Origin of the sequence: Sulfitobacter sediminis, from assembly GCF_040811725.1 — a bacterium.
Classification (GTDB): Bacteria; Pseudomonadota; Alphaproteobacteria; order Rhodobacterales; family Rhodobacteraceae; genus Sulfitobacter; species Sulfitobacter sediminis.
Map to the genome: position 1 here is coordinate 139,533 of NZ_JBFNXX010000010.1, position 19,159 is coordinate 158,691.

At 64.2% G+C, this 19,159-nt stretch carries 19 protein-coding genes and 1 pseudogene; 11 read left to right on the top strand and 9 right to left on the bottom strand.

Annotated elements, in window-relative coordinates; genetic code table 11:
- Window positions 1-19: 19 nt before the first annotated feature.
- Window positions 20-1,558, top strand: coding sequence for a trimethylamine methyltransferase family protein (locus AB2B41_RS14275; RefSeq protein WP_367878481.1), 1,539 nt, complete (start codon window positions 20-22; stop codon window positions 1,556-1,558).
- On the opposite strand, the gene AB2B41_RS14280 is transcribed toward AB2B41_RS14275, so the two are convergent.
- Entirely contained in the window at window positions 1,551-1,913 is a 363-nt protein-coding gene (locus tag AB2B41_RS14280; RefSeq protein ID WP_420014299.1) for a DUF6477 family protein, read from the bottom strand. The genes AB2B41_RS14275 and AB2B41_RS14280 overlap by 8 nt on opposite strands.
- 187 nt (window positions 1,914-2,100) lie before the next feature.
- Between AB2B41_RS14280 and AB2B41_RS14285 the strand changes: the two genes are divergently transcribed.
- The 3 genes from AB2B41_RS14285 to lipA all read left to right on the top strand — a co-directional run bounded on the left by AB2B41_RS14285 (window position 2,101) and on the right by lipA (window position 4,978).
- Entirely contained in the window at window positions 2,101-3,210 is a 1,110-nt protein-coding gene (locus tag AB2B41_RS14285) for a DUF6456 domain-containing protein (protein ID WP_367878482.1), read from the top strand.
- 113 nt (window positions 3,211-3,323) lie between these two features.
- On the top strand, window positions 3,324-3,932 hold the full coding sequence (locus AB2B41_RS14290; protein ID WP_367878483.1) for a hypothetical protein: 609 nt from the start codon (window positions 3,324-3,326) through the stop codon (window positions 3,930-3,932).
- Window positions 3,933-4,024: 92 nt separating this feature from the next.
- Window positions 4,025-4,978: a lipoyl synthase gene (gene lipA, locus AB2B41_RS14295; protein WP_367878484.1), complete on the top strand. Its 954-nt coding sequence runs from the start codon at window positions 4,025-4,027 to the stop codon at window positions 4,976-4,978.
- Here lipA and AB2B41_RS14300 read toward each other — a convergent pair.
- From AB2B41_RS14300 to hpt, 4 genes are all read right to left on the bottom strand, one after another.
- Window positions 4,975-5,862, bottom strand: coding sequence for a c-type cytochrome (locus AB2B41_RS14300; RefSeq protein WP_367878485.1), 888 nt, complete (start codon window positions 5,860-5,862; stop codon window positions 4,975-4,977). The genes lipA and AB2B41_RS14300 overlap by 4 nt on opposite strands.
- A 3-nt stretch (window positions 5,863-5,865) precedes the next feature.
- Window positions 5,866-6,339 carry a c-type cytochrome gene (locus AB2B41_RS14305; protein ID WP_367878486.1) on the bottom strand — a complete coding sequence of 158 codons (474 nt, stop codon included), beginning with the start codon at window positions 6,337-6,339 and terminating at the stop codon, window positions 5,866-5,868.
- A gap of 127 nt (window positions 6,340-6,466) precedes the next feature.
- On the bottom strand, window positions 6,467-6,643 hold the full coding sequence (locus AB2B41_RS14310; RefSeq protein WP_367878487.1) for a hypothetical protein: 177 nt from the start codon (window positions 6,641-6,643) through the stop codon (window positions 6,467-6,469).
- Entirely contained in the window at window positions 6,640-7,176 is a 537-nt protein-coding gene (hpt, locus tag AB2B41_RS14315) for a hypoxanthine phosphoribosyltransferase (RefSeq protein WP_367878488.1), read from the bottom strand. The genes AB2B41_RS14310 and hpt overlap by 4 nt, the downstream gene beginning before the upstream one ends.
- A gap of 78 nt (window positions 7,177-7,254) precedes the next feature.
- On the opposite strand from hpt, the gene AB2B41_RS14320 reads away from it, so the two are divergent.
- Both AB2B41_RS14320 and AB2B41_RS14325 read left to right on the top strand, forming a co-directional pair.
- Window positions 7,255-7,716 carry a type II toxin-antitoxin system RatA family toxin gene (locus AB2B41_RS14320; protein ID WP_367878489.1) on the top strand — a complete coding sequence of 154 codons (462 nt, stop codon included), beginning with the start codon at window positions 7,255-7,257 and terminating at the stop codon, window positions 7,714-7,716.
- Window positions 7,713-8,993: an MmgE/PrpD family protein gene (locus AB2B41_RS14325; protein WP_367878490.1), complete on the top strand. Its 1,281-nt coding sequence runs from the start codon at window positions 7,713-7,715 to the stop codon at window positions 8,991-8,993. Before AB2B41_RS14320 ends, AB2B41_RS14325 begins: the two co-directional genes overlap by 4 nt.
- Here AB2B41_RS14325 and AB2B41_RS14330 read toward each other — a convergent pair.
- The 4 genes and pseudogenes from AB2B41_RS14330 to ispF all read right to left on the bottom strand — a co-directional run.
- Window positions 8,975-10,156, bottom strand: a complete 1,182-nt coding sequence (locus AB2B41_RS14330; protein ID WP_367878508.1) for an ammonium transporter — start codon at window positions 10,154-10,156, stop codon at window positions 8,975-8,977. The genes AB2B41_RS14325 and AB2B41_RS14330 overlap by 19 nt on opposite strands.
- Window positions 10,157-10,293: 137 nt before the next feature.
- A complete protein-coding gene (locus AB2B41_RS14335; protein WP_367878491.1) occupies window positions 10,294-10,776 on the bottom strand; it encodes a CinA family protein in 483 nt (160 codons plus the stop codon).
- On the bottom strand, window positions 10,773-11,267 hold the full coding sequence (locus tag AB2B41_RS14340) for a phosphatidylglycerophosphatase A family protein (RefSeq protein WP_367878492.1): 495 nt from the start codon (window positions 11,265-11,267) through the stop codon (window positions 10,773-10,775). The genes AB2B41_RS14335 and AB2B41_RS14340 overlap by 4 nt, the downstream gene beginning before the upstream one ends.
- Window positions 11,264-11,746: pseudogene (gene ispF, locus AB2B41_RS14345) on the bottom strand (2-C-methyl-D-erythritol 2,4-cyclodiphosphate synthase); the annotation flags it as partial. The pseudogene ispF and the gene AB2B41_RS14340, both read right to left, overlap by 4 nt.
- Window positions 11,747-11,940: 194 nt before the next feature.
- Here ispF and dusB point away from each other — a divergent pair.
- From dusB to ntrX, 5 genes are all read left to right on the top strand, one after another.
- Window positions 11,941-12,927: a tRNA dihydrouridine synthase DusB gene (gene dusB / locus AB2B41_RS14350; protein ID WP_420014300.1), complete on the top strand. Its 987-nt coding sequence runs from the start codon at window positions 11,941-11,943 to the stop codon at window positions 12,925-12,927.
- On the top strand, window positions 12,924-14,009 hold the full coding sequence (locus AB2B41_RS14355; protein WP_367878493.1) for a two-component system sensor histidine kinase NtrB: 1,086 nt from the start codon (window positions 12,924-12,926) through the stop codon (window positions 14,007-14,009). Before dusB ends, AB2B41_RS14355 begins: the two co-directional genes overlap by 4 nt.
- Window positions 14,010-14,012: 3 nt before the next feature.
- On the top strand, window positions 14,013-15,386 hold the full coding sequence (locus AB2B41_RS14360) for a response regulator (RefSeq protein ID WP_367878494.1): 1,374 nt from the start codon (window positions 14,013-14,015) through the stop codon (window positions 15,384-15,386).
- 112 nt (window positions 15,387-15,498) lie between these two features.
- On the top strand, window positions 15,499-17,748 hold the full coding sequence (locus tag AB2B41_RS14365; RefSeq protein ID WP_367878495.1) for a sensor histidine kinase NtrY-like: 2,250 nt from the start codon (window positions 15,499-15,501) through the stop codon (window positions 17,746-17,748).
- A complete protein-coding gene (ntrX, locus tag AB2B41_RS14370) occupies window positions 17,741-19,156 on the top strand; it encodes a nitrogen assimilation response regulator NtrX (RefSeq protein ID WP_367878496.1) in 1,416 nt (471 codons plus the stop codon). The genes AB2B41_RS14365 and ntrX overlap by 8 nt, the downstream gene beginning before the upstream one ends.
- The last annotated feature ends 3 nt before the right edge of the window (window positions 19,157-19,159 follow it).

Genomic DNA, 19,159 nt, shown 5'->3' on the forward strand with positions numbered 1-19,159 from the left:
CTGACCAAAGGAACGGATTATGTCGGAAAGAGCACGGCGCGGACGGGGTGGCGGCGGGGCCGCGCGGCGCGCGGAACGCAGCGCGGTATCTTTTGAAACGGCGAAGTTCATCGAACGCAACATCCCGAATTTCGAGGTGCTGACCGAAGAGGCGCTTCAGATCATCGAGCACAACGCCGAGACGGTGCTGGAAGAGATCGGCGTTAACTTCATCAACAACCCCGGAGCGATCGCGCGCTGGCGCGAGGCCGGGGCCGACATCACCGGCGAGCGCGTGCGCATCCCGCGCGGTTTGGCGCGCAAGCTTTGCGCGACGGCTCCGTCCTCCTTCACCCAGCACGCCCGCAACCCCGCACGCAACGTCGAGGTGGGGGGCAATAACCTCGTGCTGGCCCCCGTCTATGGCCCGCCTTTCGTGCGCGATGCCGCCGGTGGGCGGCGCTATGCGACGATGGCGGATTTCAACAAGTTCGTGAAGTTGGGCTACATGTCCAAGTGGCTGCACCATTCGGGTGGGACGGTTTGCGAACCGACGGACCTGCCGGTGAACAAGCGGCACCTGGACATGCTGCACGCGCATATGACGCTGAGCGACAAGCCGTTCATGGGCTCGGTGACCGAACCCAGCCGCGCGCAGGATTCGGTGGATATGTGCAAGATCCTCTTTGGTGAGGATTTCGTGGCGCAGAACACGGTGATGACCTCGCTCATCAACATCAACTCGCCCATGGTTTTCGATGACGTGATGATGGGGGCGCTTGAGGTCTATGCGCAGAACAATCAGGCCTGCATCGTGTCGCCCTTCATCGTCGGCGGAGCCATGGCGCCGGTGTCGGTGGCGGGGACGCTGACGCAGGTGCTGGCCGAGACGCTGGCGGGCATCGCCTATTCCCAGCTGTGCAAGCCCGGTGCACCGGTGATCATGGGGGCCTTCGTGACCTCGATCGACATGAATTCGGGCGCGCCCACCTTCGGCACGCCGGAGGCTGCGCATATCACCTATGGCGCGGGACAGCTCGCGCGGAGGCTGAACCTGCCTTACCGGTCTGCTGGGTCCTTCTGCGGCTCGAAGCTGCCCGATGCACAGGCGGCTTACGAGACCGCGAACAGCCTCAACATGGGGCTGCTGTCCGGCGTAAACTTCATGCTGCATGCCTGCGGCTGGCTGGAGGGCGGGCTGGTGAGCTCTTTCGAGAAGTTCGTCATGGACGCAGATCAACTTGGCGTATTGCATCATCTCGCCAAAGGGATCGAGATGGACGAGAACGCCCAGGCCATGGACGCGATCCGCGAAGTGGGCCCCGGCGGGCACTACCTCGGCTGCGCCCATACGCAGGCGAATTTCAAGAGCGCCTTCTGGAAGTCCGACCTTCTGGACTACAAGCCCTTCGAGACCTGGGAAGACGAGGGCGCGCGCGACACCCAGGCGCTGGCCGCGCTGCGTGTCGAGAAGATGCTCGCCACTTACCAGCAACCGGACATGGACCCGTCCATCCGCGAGGCGCTGGATGCCTTCGTCGCACAGAAGAAACTGTCGGAGCCCGACAGCTTCATGTGACCGGCGCCGGGGCCTGCTGCGCTGCACGCAGCACGCGGGCCTCGGCCACCATCGCGATCAGCACATCAATATGGCGGACCAGGTTGTAGCCTGCATCCGACGCCTTGCGTTGCTGTTCGAGATCGGCCTCGATCTCCATGAGTTTCAGGAGGGCCGCCCCGTGGCGGGGCAGCACGCCGTATCCCAGCAGCCTCGGCAGTTGGACGGCGCGGCGGTAATCCTCGGCACCGATTCGCGCGGCGCGCATCATCAGTCGCGGGCGGTGCAGGGTGTTCAGCATGGTCAGGATGTCTTGCATCGGGCTCTCCTCGCGGTGTGGGCGACCGGGGATCTGGTCCCGATCAGATGCCACCATGGCACAACCTGAGCGGGTGTTGCGCGACGGGTCGAGAGCGCGCACGGCGCTTTCACCACTGTTGATGTTTTAGAAACAATGATTAAGAAATTGCCGGATTTTAACGATCAGGTAACAAATTCAATTTTAGGTTGTGTATAGGTCTGTGGATAAATGCCATCGACATATCATGGGGGATGATGGAAAGGTGACTGACCTTGATTTTGCAGGGCGGCAGGCTGCGGGCTTGCTGCCTGACTGGGTGCCCGCGGGGGCGCTTCACTACATCGCGCATACCGAAGGCGGACAGCCGATCCGGGCGCTTGCCCGGCAGGCGGGATGCCATGCCTCGACCATATTGCGCCAGATCCGCAAGGTTGAGATGCGGCGCGACGATCCGCTTGTCGATGCCGCGCTCCGCAAGCTCGGGACACCCCCTCAGATTATGCGCAAAGGCGCGAAGGACCGCCCGCCGATGACTTCACATTCCGCCCTGGACATGCCCGATGAAGAAACGCTGGCCCGCGAGGCCATGCGGGCGCTGCGGCGGCTGTGCGAGACGGGTGCGATCCTTGCCGTGGCGGCCGATCTCGACAAGGCGGTCGTCGTGCGCGACATGCCGGGCGGGGGCACGGCACGGACGGCCACGGTCGATGCGGCGGTCGCGCAGGCGATGGCCCTGAAGGACTGGATTGCACCTGCCAACAGTGGCCGCATCGTGCGGTACCACATCACCGGCGCAGGGCGCAGCGCATTGGGCGGGTTGCTGGACCGTTTCGGCGTGCCGCAGGACATAGGGGCAGAGGAGACCACGGCGCCGGTCCACGGCCAAGGTACGAATGCGGGCGAGGACGGCGATCCGGCGCGCCGCTCGCGCTACGGCATGGGGGAAAGCCCGCTCAGCGCGCTCGCACGGCGGCGCGACCGCGAGGGAAAACCGTTCCTGAACGAAGCGCTGGTCCATGCCGGCGAGCGGTTGCGCGAGGATTTCGAACTGGCGCAGATGAATGGCGGTCCGGCGACGGATTGGGAGCGGTTCGTATCCGCCATCCCGATGCCGGAGCCCGAGCCATCGGCGACGGAGGACAGCCGGTCGGCGGCCGCGCGGGCGCGGGTGCAGGGGGCGCTTGTGAACCTCGGACCGGGATTGTCGGAGGTCGCCTTGCACTGTTGCTGTTTCCTGGAAGGTCTGGAAACAACCGAAAAGCGGCTTGGCTGGTCGGCCCGGTCGGGCAAGATCGTGCTTCGGATCGCGCTGATGCGGCTCAGGCGGTACTACGATGAGACGGTCGGCGCGGCGGGTGCCATGATCGGCTAGGTTCCTGTCCTGATATGAGATAGATCAATGGCTGTGGAGGGACGCTCCGATACCCTCCCGACGTGTCACCGCAGGCCCGCCTAGGCCCGCCTGCGTCTCTTGGGAGGGCGGCGATGAAGACAAGGAACGAGATTGGCGGCTTCTGGCGCCGTTTGGCCCGCATTTCCGTGTTCGCTCTGGCAGCCTTTCTGGCCGGCCTTCCGGGTTACGCCGACGAGACGCGCCGCCTCTACCTTGACGCCTTTGGCGCAGTGCTGACCAAGAACACCTTCGAACAGGCGGTCGATCCTTTCGCGGTGGAGTTTGCGGATTCCTATCTGATCGGGGTCGGGATCGGCTGGGAGAGGCGTATCGCGCGCAGCCGTTTTCACTTTGGCGCGCAGTTTCAGGCTGTTGCCCACGCAGGAAGGCAGGATCATTTCGAGTTCAACCTGCCGCTGGTGCTGCGCTACGTGCCGCCCGATCCCTGGCCGCGCTGGCTTGAGAGCGCGTCCTTTGGCCTCGGGCTGTCCCATGCAACGAAGGTGCCGCAGGTCGAGATCGACCGCACGGGGGAATCGCAGCGCACCTTCGCCTACTGGCTGGCGGAGTTGGAGATCGATACCGGGCATCCGGAAAACACTATGTTCGTCCGCCTGCATCACCGCTCGGACGCTTTCGGTGCCTTCGAGGCGGAAAGCGGGTCTACCGCGCTGAGTGTCGGCTGGCGCATGCCTTTCTGAGCCCGTCGCTGCCGCATAGCGGCAATGCGCCGCCCCGGGCTTTTGTCGCCCGGAGAATGTGTTAGATAGGGACCAACCGACCGGAGGTCCCCATGCGCGATCTTAAGATTCCCGCTCAGCGCCATCCAGAAAAGGCGCGCAAGCCCGATAACGCCCAGCCCAAGAAGCCCGCCTGGATCAGGGTCAAGGCACCTGGCGGCAAGGGCTATGCCGAAACCGCGCGCATCATGCGCGACAACAAGCTGGTGACGGTCTGCGAAGAGGCGGGTTGTCCCAACGTGGGCGAATGCTGGTCCCAGGGCCATGCCACCATGATGATCATGGGCGAGGTCTGTACCCGGGCCTGTACCTTCTGCAACATCGCCACGGGCAAGCCGCCCGAGGCGCTCGATGTCTTCGAGCCGGGCCGCGTGGCCGATGCGGTGGCCAAGCTGGGGTTGAACCACGTGGTGATCACCTCTGTCGACCGCGACGATATCGAGGACGGCGGGGCGGAGCATTTTGCCCAGACCATCCGCGCCGTGCGCCACCGCAGCCCGGAGACGACGATCGAAATCCTGACGCCGGATTTCATCCGCTGCGGCCCCGAGGCGCTGGAGAAGGTGGTCGAGGCGAAGCCGGATGTCTTCAACCACAACCTCGAAACCGTGCCCGGTCTCTATCCCGAGGTGCGGCCCGGGGCGCGCTATTTCCATTCTCTGCGCCTGTTGCAGCGCGTCAAAGAGCTTGATCCGTCGATGTTCACCAAGTCGGGCATCATGGTAGGCCTTGGCGAGGACCGGCAGGCGGTGATCCAGGTCATGGAGGACATGCGCGCCGCCGACATCGATTTCCTGACCATCGGCCAGTACCTGCAGCCGACGCCCAAGCACCACCGCGTCGACCGTTTCGTGCATCCCGACGAGTTCGCGGCCTACGAAAAGGCGGCCTATGGCAAGGGGTTCCTGATGGTCTCGGCCACGCCGCTGACGCGGTCGTCCTACCACGCGGGCGAGGATTTCGCGCGGTTGCGCGCGGCGCGGAACCGCAAGCTGGGGCTCGCCTAGTTCACAGGCGGCACGGCCTTGAGATAGGCGGCGATCGCCGCGCGGTCGCTTTCGGGAAGCTGCGCGAGGTTGCTGACCACCGCCGCCATCGAACCGCCGACGCTGTCGTAGTCAGGTGTGAACCCGCTTTCGAAGTAGTAGATCAGGTCTTCGACCGACCAGTCGAGCTTGGCAGGGGTGATATTGGGTATCTGTCCCTTGCCCGAGGGGTTCGGCGCACCGGCGAGCCAAGCCGAGCGATCCAGCCCGCCAAGCCCGTTCCGGGGCGTGTGGCATTCCCCGCAATGTCCCAGCGCCTCGACCAGATAGCGTCCACGCGTCAATTCGGGCGGCAGATCGCCCGCCATCGTGTAGGTGTTGGTGACAAAGAGCAGTTTCCAGAACCCCAGGGCGCGGCGGATGTTGAAGGGGAAACCCACGTCGTGCGGCTGGCTGGGTGTATCTGCCGTCGGCAGGGTCTGCATATAGGCGAAAAGATCGCTCAGGTCGCCCGGTGTCATGTGCTGGTAGGCACTGTAGGGGAAAGCGGGATAATAGTGCTGGCCATCGGGCGAGACGCCCTTGGTGACGGCACGGACAAAGGCGGCGAGCGTCCAGCCGCCGATCCCCTCGGGCCCCGGAGAGATGTTCGGCGTGTAGAATGTGCCGAAGTCGCTGGCAAAGGCGTGGCCGCCAGCAAGCACGAGCTTTGCTTCGCCGTCGGCCTCAGGCGCCGCGTGGCAGGAGGCGCAGCCGGCCGCCGCAAAGACCAGCGCGCCGTTTTCCACGTCCGGCGCGTGATCTGCGGCAAAGTCGTTATCCAGCGGCGCAGGGCGCGTGAGCGCCCATGCCACCGCCAGCCCGACCATGGCAAGAACGCCAAGCAGGCCGATCAGCCGTTTCAAGGCTTATTCGTTCTTCGGACCGCGGAAGGTCTCGTGGCAATCCTTGCAGGCCCCGCCAAGCGCGCCCATGCCGGCACCCACCGCAGCGGCATCCTGGGCATCGATCAGGGCGGCGGACGCGTCCGCAAGCGCCTGCATCTTCTTGTCGAAACCCTCGGTATCCATCCAAATCTCGGCCTTGGCGCGCGATCCGGCCTCAGCCCCCTGTTCGGTGCCGTCGATCCAGAGCGATGCCCGGTCCATCTGTGCGAGCGCATTGATGTTGCGCGCGGCCGATGCGACCATTTCGGCATTGAACTCCATCTCGCCCTTGGCTGTCGCGCCCAGGATGCCGATGCTGTAGCCGATGATTTGCATCTGGCTCTGGCGTGCAGCGACGGCCGGATTCACCTTGGCATGGCTGTCAGCAAGCGCTGTAGTTGCGATAATTGCGGCGCTCACCCCGACAACGGCTAGAGATTTGGTAAATAACTTCATTGTTGTCCTCCCAGAATGCCCGCTTTGCGCGGCCTGAATGGGAACCAGATTACTCCAAGCCGCTCAATTCGCGGTAACATTGTCGTGAACGCGCGGAGCACTGCCCAGGGGCGAAACGGGCCGGCGATCAAAGCTTGCGCGGGATGCGTTCCGCGGTGGCCCAGTCGGGCCACCAGCCCATCCACTCGATCCCCCAGATCAGCGCGGCCAGGGCGATGACGCCAAAGACCAGCTTGACCCGCGCCGCCGAGGGCGGGTTGCGCGCCCATTTCGACATCCGCAAAAGCCAGATGGGGTTCATCATTCGAAACGCACCTTTCCGATAAAGGGCAGGTTTCGGTTGCGCTGCGCAAAGTCGATGCCGTAGCCGACGACGAATTCGTCGGGGATTTCGAAACCGGTCCAATCCGCCTTCATATCCACTTCGCGGCGAGACGGTTTGTCTAGCAGGGCGATGGTCCTGAGTCGCGCGGGTTCGCGCGATTTCAGAAGGTTTGTGACGTGGTGGAGCGTATGGCCCGTATCTACAATGTCCTCGACAACCAACACGTCGCGCCCTTCAATTGCGCCGCGCAAATCCTTGAGGATGCGCACTTCTCGGCTGCTCTCCATCGCGTCGCCATAGCTTGATGCCTCAAGGAAATCCACTTCGATGGGAAGGTCCAGCTCGCGTACCAGATCAGCGATAAAGACAAAAGAACCACGCAACAGCCCTACAACCACCAGTTTATCGGTTTCGGCGAACTCCTTGCGGATCTCGCGGCACAATTCCTCGATCCGCGCGGCGATGGACTTGGCCGAGATCATCTCGTCAATGACATAGCGACGATCTGTCATGAAACTCTCCGCCCTTAGCCCTTGAATTCGCGTGTCTAAACGGTGACACAGGGCTACCCCGAGCGTACCTGGAAAGCAATGCCGACCCACTCCGAGACCAAAGAGCTGCCCTACAGCGCTCAGCAGATGTACGACCTTGTTGCGGACGTGGGGAAGTACCCGGAATTCCTGCCCTGGACCGCTGCCGCCCGCATCCGGCGGGACGAGGACATGGGCGATCATCGGCTGATGGATGCGGATCTGGTGATCAGTTTCAAGGTGTTCCGCGAACGGTTCACCAGCCGCGTGCTGCTATGGCCGGAGGCGCGAAAGATCGACACGGAGTACCTTGACGGTCCGTTCAAGTACATGAAATCGAACTGGCGGTTCGAGGACACGGAAAAAGGATGCAAGGTCCATTTCCACGTCGATTTCGAATTCCGCAATCGTGTCCTGCAGGGCATTATCGGGGTTGTCTTCAACGAGGCGATGCAGCGCGTGGTCAGGGCTTTCGAGGACCGCGCCCGCACGCTTTATGGCAATGGAGCCGCAAGCGCATGACCGAGACGATCACTGACCAGTTGTTGCGTTTCCTCGAAGCGGACGTGCCCGACAGCGCGCAAGAGATGATGCGCCTGTCGCTTTTCGACTGGGCGGCCTGCGGCCTTGCGGGCGCGCGGGACGAGGCCTTTGCCGATGTGGCGCAGACCCAAATGGCGCTGAGCAAGGGATCGAACAGCGTTTTGGGCGGTGGGACCGCTTCGGCACCCACGGCGGCGCTGATCAACGGCACCCTCAGCCATGCGCTGGATTACGACGACACTCACTTCGCCCATATCGGACATCCGTCGGTCGCCGTCGTTCCGGCGGTGCTGGCGCTGGCCGAGGACATCGGAGCCGATCTCGACACGCTGAACGAGGCCGCGACGCTTGGCGTCGAGGCGTCGATCCTCGTGGGGCTCTGGCTCGGCCGGGATCACTACCAGGTGGGCTATCACCAGACCGCGACGGCGGGTGCCTTCGGGGCGACGCTGGGGGCCTGCCGCCTGTTGGGTCTGGATCAGGATACCGCGCGCAACGCGCTGGGGCTTTGCGCCAGCATGGCCTCGGGGCTGAAATCGCAGTTCGGCACCATGGCCAAGCCGCTGAACGCCGGGCTTGCCGCCCGCACCGGGGTCGAGGCCGCGCTTTGGGCGCAGGCGGGCATGACCGGTGCGCGCGACGGCCTGGCCGGGCCGCTGGGCTTTGGGCCGACGCATCACGGCATGGCGAACCCTGTCAGCCTGCCAAAGGGCGACTGGCATATCCTCAGCATCTCCCACAAGTTCCACGCCTGCTGCCATGGCCTGCACGCCATGCTCGAGGCCTTGGGGCCTGCCGGGCTTGATGCTGCGGAGATCGAGGGGCTTCATGTGCGCACCCATCCGCGCTGGATGACTGTTTGCAATATCGCCGAGCCTATCACCGGTCTCGCCGCGAAGTTCAGCTACCGGCAGACTGCCGCCATGGCCATCCTCGGCCACGACACCGGAGCGATTGCGAATTTCACCGATGAGATCACCCGCGATGCGGAAGTCGGGGCCCTGCGCGAGAAGGTCAGAGTGAGCGAGGAGGCGCGCCTGTCGGAGACACAGGCTGAGGTTTCCGTTACGCTCAGAAATGGCGCGATGCGCCGTCTCAAACATGATTTGATGGCACCGATGACATTGGATGTCCGCGCCCAGAAGCTGCGCCACAAGGCAAACGCGCTTTTGTCAGAGGAACGGGCCCAAGCTCTCTGGGAGGCCGCGCAGGGGGCTTCCCTGCGCGGCTTCACCACTCAGCTTGTGATGTCGTAAGCACGCTCACCGTGTACCGAGAGGTCGAGGCCATTGGTCTCCGTCTCCTCGTCCACCCGCATCGGGATAATCGCGCGGCAGATCAGGGCCAGCACGGATGTGACGACCACGGTGAAGATACCGACGATCACCAGCGATCCCAGTTGTGCCGCCCACGAACCTGCACCCAGTGCCGCGATCATGATCGTGCCGAAGATACCGCCCACGCCGTGAACGGCGAAGACGTCTAGCGTGTCGTCGATCTTGAGCTTGTTGCGCACCAAGGTCACCGCTTCCTGACAAAGCACACCGGCCACGGCACCGATCAGCAGCGCCGCCCAGGGACCGACAAAGCCGGAGGCGGGGGTGATCGAGGCCAGACCCGCGATGGTGCCGGTCACGATACCGACAAGGGACGCCTTGCCGAACTTGATCTTCTCCCACAGCGCCCAGCTGAGAGAGGCGGTCGCCGCAGAGATATGGGTGACCGTCAGCGCCATGGCCGCACCGCCGTCCGCAGCCAGTTGCGAGCCGCCGTTGAAGCCGAACCAGCCGACCCAGAGAAGCGCCGCGCCGATCATCACAAAGCCGGGGCTGTGCGGCGGCGTCGTCTGGTTCCTGCGCGCGCCCAGCATGACGGCGAGCACCAGCGCCGCGATCCCGGCGGTCTCATGCACCACGATGCCGCCCGCAAAATCGCGCACGCCTGTTTCGCCAAAGATGCCCCCATCGGCCAGCATTCCGCCGCCCCAGACCCAGTGCACGACCGGCGCATAGCACAGCAGCATCCAGAGACCCGAGAAAAGCAGCATGAAGCCGAAGCTGATACGCTCCACGTAGGCGCCGACGATCAGGGCAGGGGTGATGATCGCAAAGGTCATCTGGAAGGCAAAAAACAGAACCTCGGGCAGGGTGCCGCTCAACGAGTCGGTCGTGACACCGGTCAGCCCGATCTTGCCCAGGCCGCCCCAAAAACCGCTCTCACCCGAACCGAACGCGATGGAATAGCCCACCAGGAACCACAGCACCGACATCAGGCAGGCGATGGCGTAGCAGTGCATGAAGACGCTCAGCACGTTGCGGGCGCGCACGAGACCCCCGTAGAACAGCGCGAGACCCGGCAGGGTCATCAGCAGGACAAGAGCGGTGGCGGTTATGATCCACGCGGTATCGGCGGCATTCATCGGGTTTCTCTCGAGTGTCGCAGTCAATTGGTCTGCGCACCTTGTTCAAGGCTTCCGCACATGAAAGGGGCGGGGTGCGGACTATCCGTGCATTTGTGAAAGTGACGGATTTTTGCGCGGTCAGAGCGTCTATTTGCCTATTTCGCGGGCAGTTCTGAAACGGTGTCCCGCAGCAGGCGCAACGCGTGATCGCGGGCGGCGCGCCTTACATTTTCGCGGCCGAGAGGGCCGAAGTCCTGGGTCTCGACCCTGACGGTATCGCGCGTCGCCACAGCGAAACAGACCCGCCCTTCGGGCTTGTGCTCGGACCCGCCGGGCCCGGCAATGCCGGTGATCGACACCGCCACCTGCGCTTTCGAGTGGGCCAATGCGCCCCGCGCCATCTCATGCGCGACTTCCTCTGAGACCGCGCCCTGCGCTTCGAGTGTTGCCGGGCTGACCCCCAGCATCTCCACCTTGGCGGCGTTGGAATAGGTGACGAAGCCGCGCTCCATCATGTCCGAGGAGCCCGCCACATCCGTGAGCGCGGCGGCCACCATGCCGCCTGTGCAGCTTTCCGCCGTGGCCAGCATCACGCCTTTTTCGCGCGACAGGTGCAGCAGTTCTTCTGCAAGGGTCATTGGATCACCCCGTGATAAAGTGCCGCGAGCGCCAGCACGCCGAAGGCAGCGAAGATCCCTGCAATCACGTCGTCCAGCATCACCCCAAGCGGATCACCCCGCCGGTCTGCCCAGCCGGCGGGCCCGGGCTTGAGGATGTCGAAGAGGCGGAACAGCAGGAAGGCGGCGATCCAGCCGGGCCACATGGCGAGGATGGAGATGCCCATCGACCAGGCGGCGTAGCTGAGCGGCAGGAGCGCGATCCACTGGCCCACCAGTTCATCCACGACGATTTCGGAGGGGTCGTGGTCATCGGTGCCTGCCGTCATCCGGGCCGTGGCCCACCAGCCCAGGACGAAGGCCGCGACAGTCCCCGCCGCGAGCAAGGGCAAACCGCCCAGCACGTGCAAAAGCCATCCCCAGGGCAGCGCGACCAGCGATCCCCAGGTGCCCGGTGCAGGGCGCAGGTATCCCACGCCCAGCACCGTGCCGATCAGCCGCGCCGGCATCATGGTTTCACCAAAGTGACGGTGGCCATGCAGGCGATCCCTTCGCCGCGACCTGTGAAGCCAAGCCGTTCAGACGTCGTCGCCTTCACCGACATCCGCTCGAGCTCGATCCCCATGAGCCGGGCCATCTCCTCGCGCATCGCCAGTGCATGCGGCCCGATCTTGGGGGTCTCGCAGATCAGCGTGCAATCCGCGTTGGAGATGGTGAAGCCCATCCCGGCGGCCAGATCCACCGCGTGCCGCAGGAACATTGCACTGGCGGCACCTTTCCACTGCGGATCGGAAGGCGGAAAGTGCTGGCCGATGTCGCCCTGGGCCAGCGCACCGTAGATGGCGTCCGTGACCGTATGCATGCCCACATCGGCGTCCGAATGGCCGACGAGTCCCTTCTCGTGGGGTATACGCACGCCGCAGAGGATCACGTGATCGCCCGGGCCAAAGGCATGGACGTCAAAGCCGTTGCCGGTGCGGATATCCATCATTTGCGCGGGTCCCTTCGCTCGCCTCTGCATTCTTGCGCCCTGTCTAGGCAATGTAGGCGGGTGGCGCAATTGCGCGTGCGGTCTGCACAATAATTGGGCAGGGGGACTGTGTGATGCCCTCGCTTTGCGCTTGAAACATTGAAGGTTGGGCCGGGTCTGGCTACATCCACAGTAGTCGCACAAGGATTAAGCACGTGAGCCACACGGCCCTGCCGAACGATCTGGCACCTCCCGTCCTTCTGGCCCCGATGGCCGGAATCACCGATCTGCCGTTCCGGTCGCTCGTGGCGCGCTTCGGTGCGGGGCTGGTGGTGTCCGAGATGGTCGCCAGTCAGGAACTGCTGGCCCGGCGCCCCGGCACGCGCGAGAAGGCGGAGCTGGGTCTGGGCGTCGAGGGTGCCGCCGTACAGCTCGCAGGCCGCGAGGCCGCGCCGATGGCTGAGGCTGCCCGCATGATCGCGGGTCAGGGTGCGCGGATCATCGACATCAACATGGGCTGCCCGGCCAAGAAAGTGACGAATGGTGCCTCGGGGTCGGCGCTCATGAAGACGCCAGATCATGCCCTGCGGCTGATCGAGGCGGTGGTGAATGCGGTTGACGTGCCCGTCACGCTGAAAACCCGGCTTGGCTGGGACGAGGAGATGCTGAACGCGCCGATGATCGCCCGGCGGGCCGAAGCGGCAGGGATCAGGATGATCACGATCCACGGGCGTACGCGCTGCCAGTTCTACAAGGGCCGCGCCAACTGGCGGGCGATCGCGCGGGTGAAATCGGCGGTGAAAATTCCGGTCATTGCCAACGGCGACATCACGTCGGCGGGAGCGGCACGTACGGCACTGGAACAATCGGGTGCGGACGGTGTGATGATCGGACGCGGCGCGCAGGGCAGACCTTGGCTGCTGGCCAAGGTTGCGCATGCGCTTTTTGGCAGGCCTGCGCCGCATGTGCCGCAAGGCAATGCCTTCGCGGAGATGGTGCTGGCGCATTACGACGACATGCTTCGCTTTTACGGAGACGCGCTCGGTGCGCGGGTCGCGCGCAAGCATCTTGGCTGGTACATGGACACCTGCGCCACGCCGCCGGACCTGCGCCGGGCGGTCTTGACCGCGCCGTCACCGCAGGAGGCGCGCAGGCTGATCCCGGAAGCCATGCTGTCCGTGAAACAAGAGGCGGCGGCATGAACTCGGACCGTCGCATCTGGGCGTCTTTGCCCATTCCCACCTTGCTCATCGCGGCTGACGACACGATTGACGACGTCAATCCGGCGGCCGAGGGGTTCTTTAACGCTTCGGCCAAATCCGTCACCGGCGTGCCAGTCTGGGATATGGTTGCCATCGACTACCCGATCGAGGACGCCTTCAACCGCGCCCGAGACGGGGGCACTGCGTTGTTTGTCAATGACGTCGACGTCGGTTCGGGGCAGCGCGCGCCGCAGAAGTCCGCGCTGCAGATCGCGCCGCTGTCGGGCGTGCCGGGACATATGCTGATGATGATCTCCCCGCGTGAGCTGTCGGGGCGGATGACGCAGAACCACTCGGTGAAATCCGCCGCGAAATCCGCCATCGGCATGGCCGAGATGCTGGCGCACGAGATCAAGAACCCCCTGGCCGGGATCACCGGCGCGGCGCAGCTTCTGTCGATGAACCTTGGCGCGGAAGAGCTGGAACTGACCGATCTTATCGTCGCCGAGAGCCGCCGGATCGTGAAGCTGCTGGGTCAGGTCGAGCAGTTCGGCAACCTCTCTGAACCCGTGCGGGCACCGGTTAACCTGCATGACGTGTTGGACCGTGCGCGCCGCTCCGCTTTGCTGGGCTTTGGGGCGCAGATGAAGATCGTGGAAGACTACGACCCCTCGCTTCCTTACGCGCTTGGCGACAAGGATCAGCTCTTGCAAGTGGTGCTGAACCTGCTCAAAAATGCCTCCGAGGCCGCGGGGGAAGGCGGCGGTACGATCCGCCTGCACACCTATTTCGAGCATTCCTTCCGCATGCGCCGTGCCGATGGCACCGGCCAGTCGCTGCCCTTGCAGATCGAGATCATCGACGATGGTCCGGGCCTGCCTGAGAACATCAAGGGCGATGTCTTCGATCCCTTCGTATCGGGCCGCGAGAACGGCACCGGCCTTGGCCTTGCGCTGGTGTCCAAGATCATTTCCGAGCACGACGGCTGGATCTCTGTCGACAGCGTACCCGGCCATACCGTTTTCCGCATTTCACTGCCCCGCGCCCCCGCCGAGAAATCCAGGAACAACAAGGAGAGCTGACATATGGATGGCACCGTTCTTGTCGCCGACGACGACCGCACGATCCGCACGGTCCTGACACAGGCCCTGACCCGCGCGGGCTGCAAGGTGCATGCCACCTCCAGCCTGACGACCCTGATGCGCTGGGTGGGCGAGGGGCGCGGCGATGCGGTGATCACCGATGTGGCCATGCCGGACGGTAACGGGCTCGAGATGCTGCCGAAGATCGCGCAGGACCGGCCCGACCTGCCGGTGATCGTGATCTCGGCGCAGAACACCATCATGACGGCGATCAAGGCGGCAGAGGCCGATGCCTTCGACTACCTGCCAAAGCCCTTCGACCTGCCGGACCTGATGAAACGCACCGCGCGGGCGCTCAACCGCCGCGAGACCGCCGCGCGGGCGGCCCCCGCGACGCCCGTTTCCGATGCCGACCGCGAGGACCTGCCGCTGGTTGGCCGCACACCTGTGATGCAGGCGCTTTACCGGCTGGTGGCGCGGGTGATGAACACCGATCTGCCAGTACTGATCTGGGGTGAAAGCGGAACCGGCAAATCGCTGATCGCCAAGGCGATCCATGATTTCTCGGACCGGCGCACGCTGCCATTCGTGACGGTCACCGGGGCCGATCTCCAGGACATCGAGGGACCTGCACGCGTGCTGGCCCGGGTGCGGGGCGGTACGTTGCTGATCGACGAGATCGCCGATATCTCGCTTGAGGTTCAGGCGCGCATCGCGCGGATGATGGATGCGCCGGGCGAATACACGCCGCGTTTCCTTGCCACCAGCCAGTCCGACCTTGCCGAGGCGATGAAGAAGGGGGACTTGCGCCGCGATCTTTTCTACCGGCTGTCGGGGGCGACGGTGCATGTCCCCTCCCTGCGCGACCGGGTCGAGGATATCGAACTGCTCGCCAGCCATTTCCTCGAACGCGCTGACGGCGGCAGCGGGCCGGCGCGCAGGCTTTCCGAAGGGGCAAGCAAGGTCTTTGCCAATTACTCTTGGCCCGGCAACGTGCGCCAGTTGGAGCATGCCATGCGCCAACTCGCGCTGACCAGCCGGGCGCCCGAGATCAGCCAGGCGGAAGCCGAACAGGTGCTGGGTGCACAGCCCGCGCCCGAACCGGTTCACGCGCAGGCCAATACCGAGCGCCTCGGGGCATCGGTGGAACGGCATCTGCGGCGCTACTTCGACCAGCATGGCTCGATGCTGCCGCCGCCCGGCCTTTACGCGCGCATCCTGCGGGAAATCGAGATGCCGCTTATTGAGATTTCTCTCGCCGCCACCTCCGGGAATCAGGCGAAATGCGCCGATCTGCTCGGCATCAACCGCAATACCCTGCGCAAGAAGATCACCGATCTGGATATTGAGGTGACAAGGGGGCGCAAAATGATGTAAAACCGCCACATAACCGTGGCCATCATGCCTCAGCCAAGCGTTGAGCGGGATCAGGACCACAAAATAGGGCGGTTGGTGCGTGCGGGCACCACATCATCGGTGAGGACAGCGGGTGGCAACCCTGTCACGCAGTTTTACCCTGGAACGGCTTGGCCGCCTGCGGCGGGTCAAACGTGTGCGCAATCTTGCCACGCTCAGCCTCGTCGTTCTCGGGCCGGTTCTGGCCTTTGCCACCTACCAGGTGCTGGGGCCGCTGGGGCAAGGTGCAGATACACTTTCGCTCCGTCTGATTCTGCTTACAGACCTTGTCTATGTCCTCTTGGTCGCGGCGCTTGTCCTGTCGGAGGTTGCGCGGCTGATCGCGGCACGGCGGGCGAAATCCGCAGGCTCCCGCCTGCATCTGCGCCTGACCGGCGTCTTTGCGCTCATGGCCCTGATTCCCACCGTCACCGTGGCCGTTTTCGCTGGGCTCACCGTGAACGTCGGTCTGGAAGGCTGGTTCTCGGACCGGGTGCGCGGCGTGGTCGGATCGTCCCTTGCCGCCGCCCAGGCTTATGAGGCGGAACAGCGCAGTGACCTGATATCCGACGCCGAGGCGCTGGCACGCAGCATCGACAGCGCCCGACGGCAGGGCATTTTGCTCTCGGACAGCGAATTGTTGGGCGAAGGGCAACGTCAGATCCAGCGGGGTCTGCGCGAGGCCTATCTGATCGACGGTACCGGCCAAATCCGCGCGCGCGGCGACAGGTCCTATCTCTTCGACTTCGAACGGCCGACGTCCGCGCAGATTGCCGAGGCGAACGAGGAGGGGCTCGTTGTCATTGAGGATTGGGAGAACAACGAATTCCGCGCGCTTGTGCCGATGCAGGCGTTTCTGGACCGGTACCTCTACGTCAGCCGTGACGTTGACGGGGACATCCTGTCATTGCTCGATGATACGACGGAGACCGCGCGGCTTTACCAGCAGTTGGAATCCGAACGCGGCAGGCTGCTTTTCGAGTTCGGCCTGCTCTACCTTGCATTTGCGGTGATCCTGATTCTTGCCGCTGTCTGGCTTGGCCTGTGGTTCGCAGAGCGGCTCTCGGGCCCCGTCGGGCGCCTGACCGGTGCGGCCCAGCAGGTGGGCGCGGGCAATCTGAATGTGCAGGTGCGCGAGGAGGAAGGTGACGATGAGATCGCCATGCTCGGGCGCTACTTCAACCAGATGACCAAGCAGCTTCAGGTCCAGCGGGAGACGCTGCTCGACAATACCCGGCAGATCGAGCGGCGCCGGAGGCTTTTTGACTCGGTGCTTAGTTCGGTCACCTCGGGTGTCGTTGGCCTTGATCCCGAAGGTCGCGTGACATTCGTCAACCGGTCGGCGATGCGCCTGCTGGACTGGTCGGAGGACCAGCAGTCGGTGGCGCTGGCCGTGGCCATCCCCGAGTTCGGGCCGCTCTTCGAAACCATCTCATCGGGCCCCGGCGAGGTCGCGCAGGGCGAGGTCAAGGTCTCGCGCCAGGGGGCCATGGAGAATCTGCTGGTGCGTATGGCCACGCGCCGGGCCGAGGACGGCAGGCTGGAAGGCTACGTGGTGGCCTTCGACGACGTCACCGACCTGGTGAGCGCGCAGCGGATGGCCGCCTGGGGCGACGTGGCGCGCCGCATCGCGCACGAGATCAAGAACCCGCTGACCCCGATCCAGCTATCGGCAGAACGCATCAGGCGCAAATTCGCCCCGAAGGTGGGGGACGACAGCGACAGCCTCGAGCAGATGACCGGCGTGATCATTCGCCAGACAGGCGATCTGCGCCGGATCGTAGACGAGTTTTCCAAGTTTGCCCGGATGCCTGAGCCGGAGACGGCGAAACAGGACCTAGTGCAACTGGTCCGCGACGCGGTGCTTTTGCAGCAGACCGGGCAACCCGACGTCCGCATCACGGCCGATCTGCCAGACGGTCCGGTCATGGCCGATATCGACGCGACGATGATCTCTCAGGCGCTCACCAACCTTATCAAGAATGCCGGGGAAGCGATTGAATCCCTGCAGAAAAAGGCCGCACCGGACAATCTGGCGCCGCAGATCGCGGTCACCATGAAGGCGGGCGAAACCGACGTTGCGATCACCATCGCAGACAACGGTATCGGCCTTCCCGAGGACCGTGCGCGGCTGTTCGAACCCTATGTAACGACCCGCAGCGAGGGGACGGGCCTTGGCCTGCCCATCGTCAAGAAGATCATCGAGGAACACGGCGGCAGCCTTGGCCTCGAAAACGCGCCCGTTTTCGACGGGCAGGACCACTTTGGTGCCATGGCGGTGATCACGCTGCCCATCGCGCCGGCAACGACAACAGAGAAACGAATGGAGACAGCGGATGGGTGACATTCTGATCGTGGACGACGAGCGCGATATTCGTGAACTGATTTCGGATATTCTGGAAGATGAGGGCTATGCGACCCGCCTCGCCGGAAATTCCGACGACGCCATGGCGGCGATCAACGCCGAGCCACCCGCGCTGATGATTCTCGATATCTGGCTCAAGGACAGCCGGATGGACGGGATCGACATCCTCAAAGCCACGAAGCGAGACAATCCGGACGTACCGGTTGTCATCATCTCGGGCCACGGCAACATCGAGATCGCAGTGGCGGCGATCAAGCAGGGGGCCTACGATTTCATCGAGAAGCCCTTCAATATCGACCAACTGCTCGTGGTGATCCGCCGCGCCATGGAAACCTCGCGCCTGCGCCGCGAGAACCAGACGCTCAAGCGCCGCGATGTGGCCAGTGCCGAGATGCTGGGCCAGTCCGCTGCCTTTCGCGCGCTGGTTGGCCAGCTTGACAAGGTCACGAAGTCGAACGGCCGCGTGATGCTGACCGGGCCGGCCGGGTGCGGCAAGGAAATCGCCGCGCGTTACATTCACGCCAACTCCAACCGCGCCTCGGCCCCCTTCGTCACCGTGAATTGCGCGGGAGTGGAGCCTGACCGCATGGAAGAGGTTCTGTTTGGCCGCGAAAGCCCTGACCGGGGCGTGGAGCCGGGGCTGCTGGAGCAGGCGCATGGCGGGGTCATCTACTTCGACGAGGTGGCCGACATGCCAATCGGCACCCAGTCCAAGATCCTGCGGGTGCTCGTCGACCAGCAGTTCACCCGCGTCGGCGGCAACGACAAGGTGCGCGTCGACTTGCGGGTCATTTCCTCTACCAACAGGGACTTGCAGGCCGCCATTGAAGCGGAGAGCTTCCGCGAGGAGCTTTATCACCGTCTGAATGTCGTACCCATCGCGGTGCCCTCTCTGGAGGACCGGCGCGAGGATATTCCGATCCTGGCCCAACACTTCATCGCAGAATTCAATGCCTCGCAGGGCCTGCCGCAAAGGGAGCTGTCGGAGGATGCTGTCGCGCTGATGCAGACGATGGTCTGGCCGGGCAACGTGCGGCAGTTGAAGAATCTTGTAGAACGCGTGCTGATCCTCGGTGACGGTACGGGACCGATCGAGGCCCGCGAGCTGCCGGGTGAGGACGATCGCAGTGAAGATGATGGCCGCGTTGTCCTGTCCTCGGCCCTGGCCACGCTGCCTCTGCGCGAGGCGCGGGAAGCCTTCGAGCGGGAATATCTGCTGACCCAGATCAACCGCTTCGGCGGCAATATTTCCCGCACCGCGAATTTTGTCGGCATGGAGCGGTCGGCCCTGCACCGCAAGCTCAAGTCGCTGGGTGTCGTCACCTCGGCCAAGTCCGGGGTGCGTGTGGCCCATGTGGACGAGGAGAAGGAGACGGAGGACAGCTAGGGG

Coding starts and splice junctions, on each gene's coding strand:
- AB2B41_RS14275 (WP_367878481.1), top strand. CDS start 20: ATGTCGGAAAGAGCACGGCGCGGACGGGGTGGCGGCGGGGCCGCGCGG.
- AB2B41_RS14320 (WP_367878489.1), top strand. CDS start 7,255: ATGCCGACCCACTCCGAGACCAAAGAGCTGCCCTACAGCGCTCAGCAG.
- AB2B41_RS14305 (WP_367878486.1), bottom strand. CDS start 6,339: ATGAAGTTATTTACCAAATCTCTAGCCGTTGTCGGGGTGAGCGCCGCA.
- ntrX (WP_367878496.1), top strand. CDS start 17,741: ATGGGTGACATTCTGATCGTGGACGACGAGCGCGATATTCGTGAACTG.
- AB2B41_RS14290 (WP_367878483.1), top strand. CDS start 3,324: ATGAAGACAAGGAACGAGATTGGCGGCTTCTGGCGCCGTTTGGCCCGC.
- lipA (WP_367878484.1), top strand. CDS start 4,025: ATGCGCGATCTTAAGATTCCCGCTCAGCGCCATCCAGAAAAGGCGCGC.
- AB2B41_RS14335 (WP_367878491.1), bottom strand. CDS start 10,776: ATGACCCTTGCAGAAGAACTGCTGCACCTGTCGCGCGAAAAAGGCGTG.
- AB2B41_RS14355 (WP_367878493.1), top strand. CDS start 12,924: ATGAACTCGGACCGTCGCATCTGGGCGTCTTTGCCCATTCCCACCTTG.
- AB2B41_RS14330 (WP_367878508.1), bottom strand. CDS start 10,156: ATGAATGCCGCCGATACCGCGTGGATCATAACCGCCACCGCTCTTGTC.
- AB2B41_RS14340 (WP_367878492.1), bottom strand. CDS start 11,267: ATGATGCCGGCGCGGCTGATCGGCACGGTGCTGGGCGTGGGATACCTG.
- hpt (WP_367878488.1), bottom strand. CDS start 7,176: ATGACAGATCGTCGCTATGTCATTGACGAGATGATCTCGGCCAAGTCC.
- AB2B41_RS14325 (WP_367878490.1), top strand. CDS start 7,713: ATGACCGAGACGATCACTGACCAGTTGTTGCGTTTCCTCGAAGCGGAC.
- AB2B41_RS14280 (WP_420014299.1), bottom strand. CDS start 1,913: ATGGTGGCATCTGATCGGGACCAGATCCCCGGTCGCCCACACCGCGAG.
- AB2B41_RS14310 (WP_367878487.1), bottom strand. CDS start 6,643: ATGATGAACCCCATCTGGCTTTTGCGGATGTCGAAATGGGCGCGCAAC.
- AB2B41_RS14360 (WP_367878494.1), top strand. CDS start 14,013: ATGGATGGCACCGTTCTTGTCGCCGACGACGACCGCACGATCCGCACG.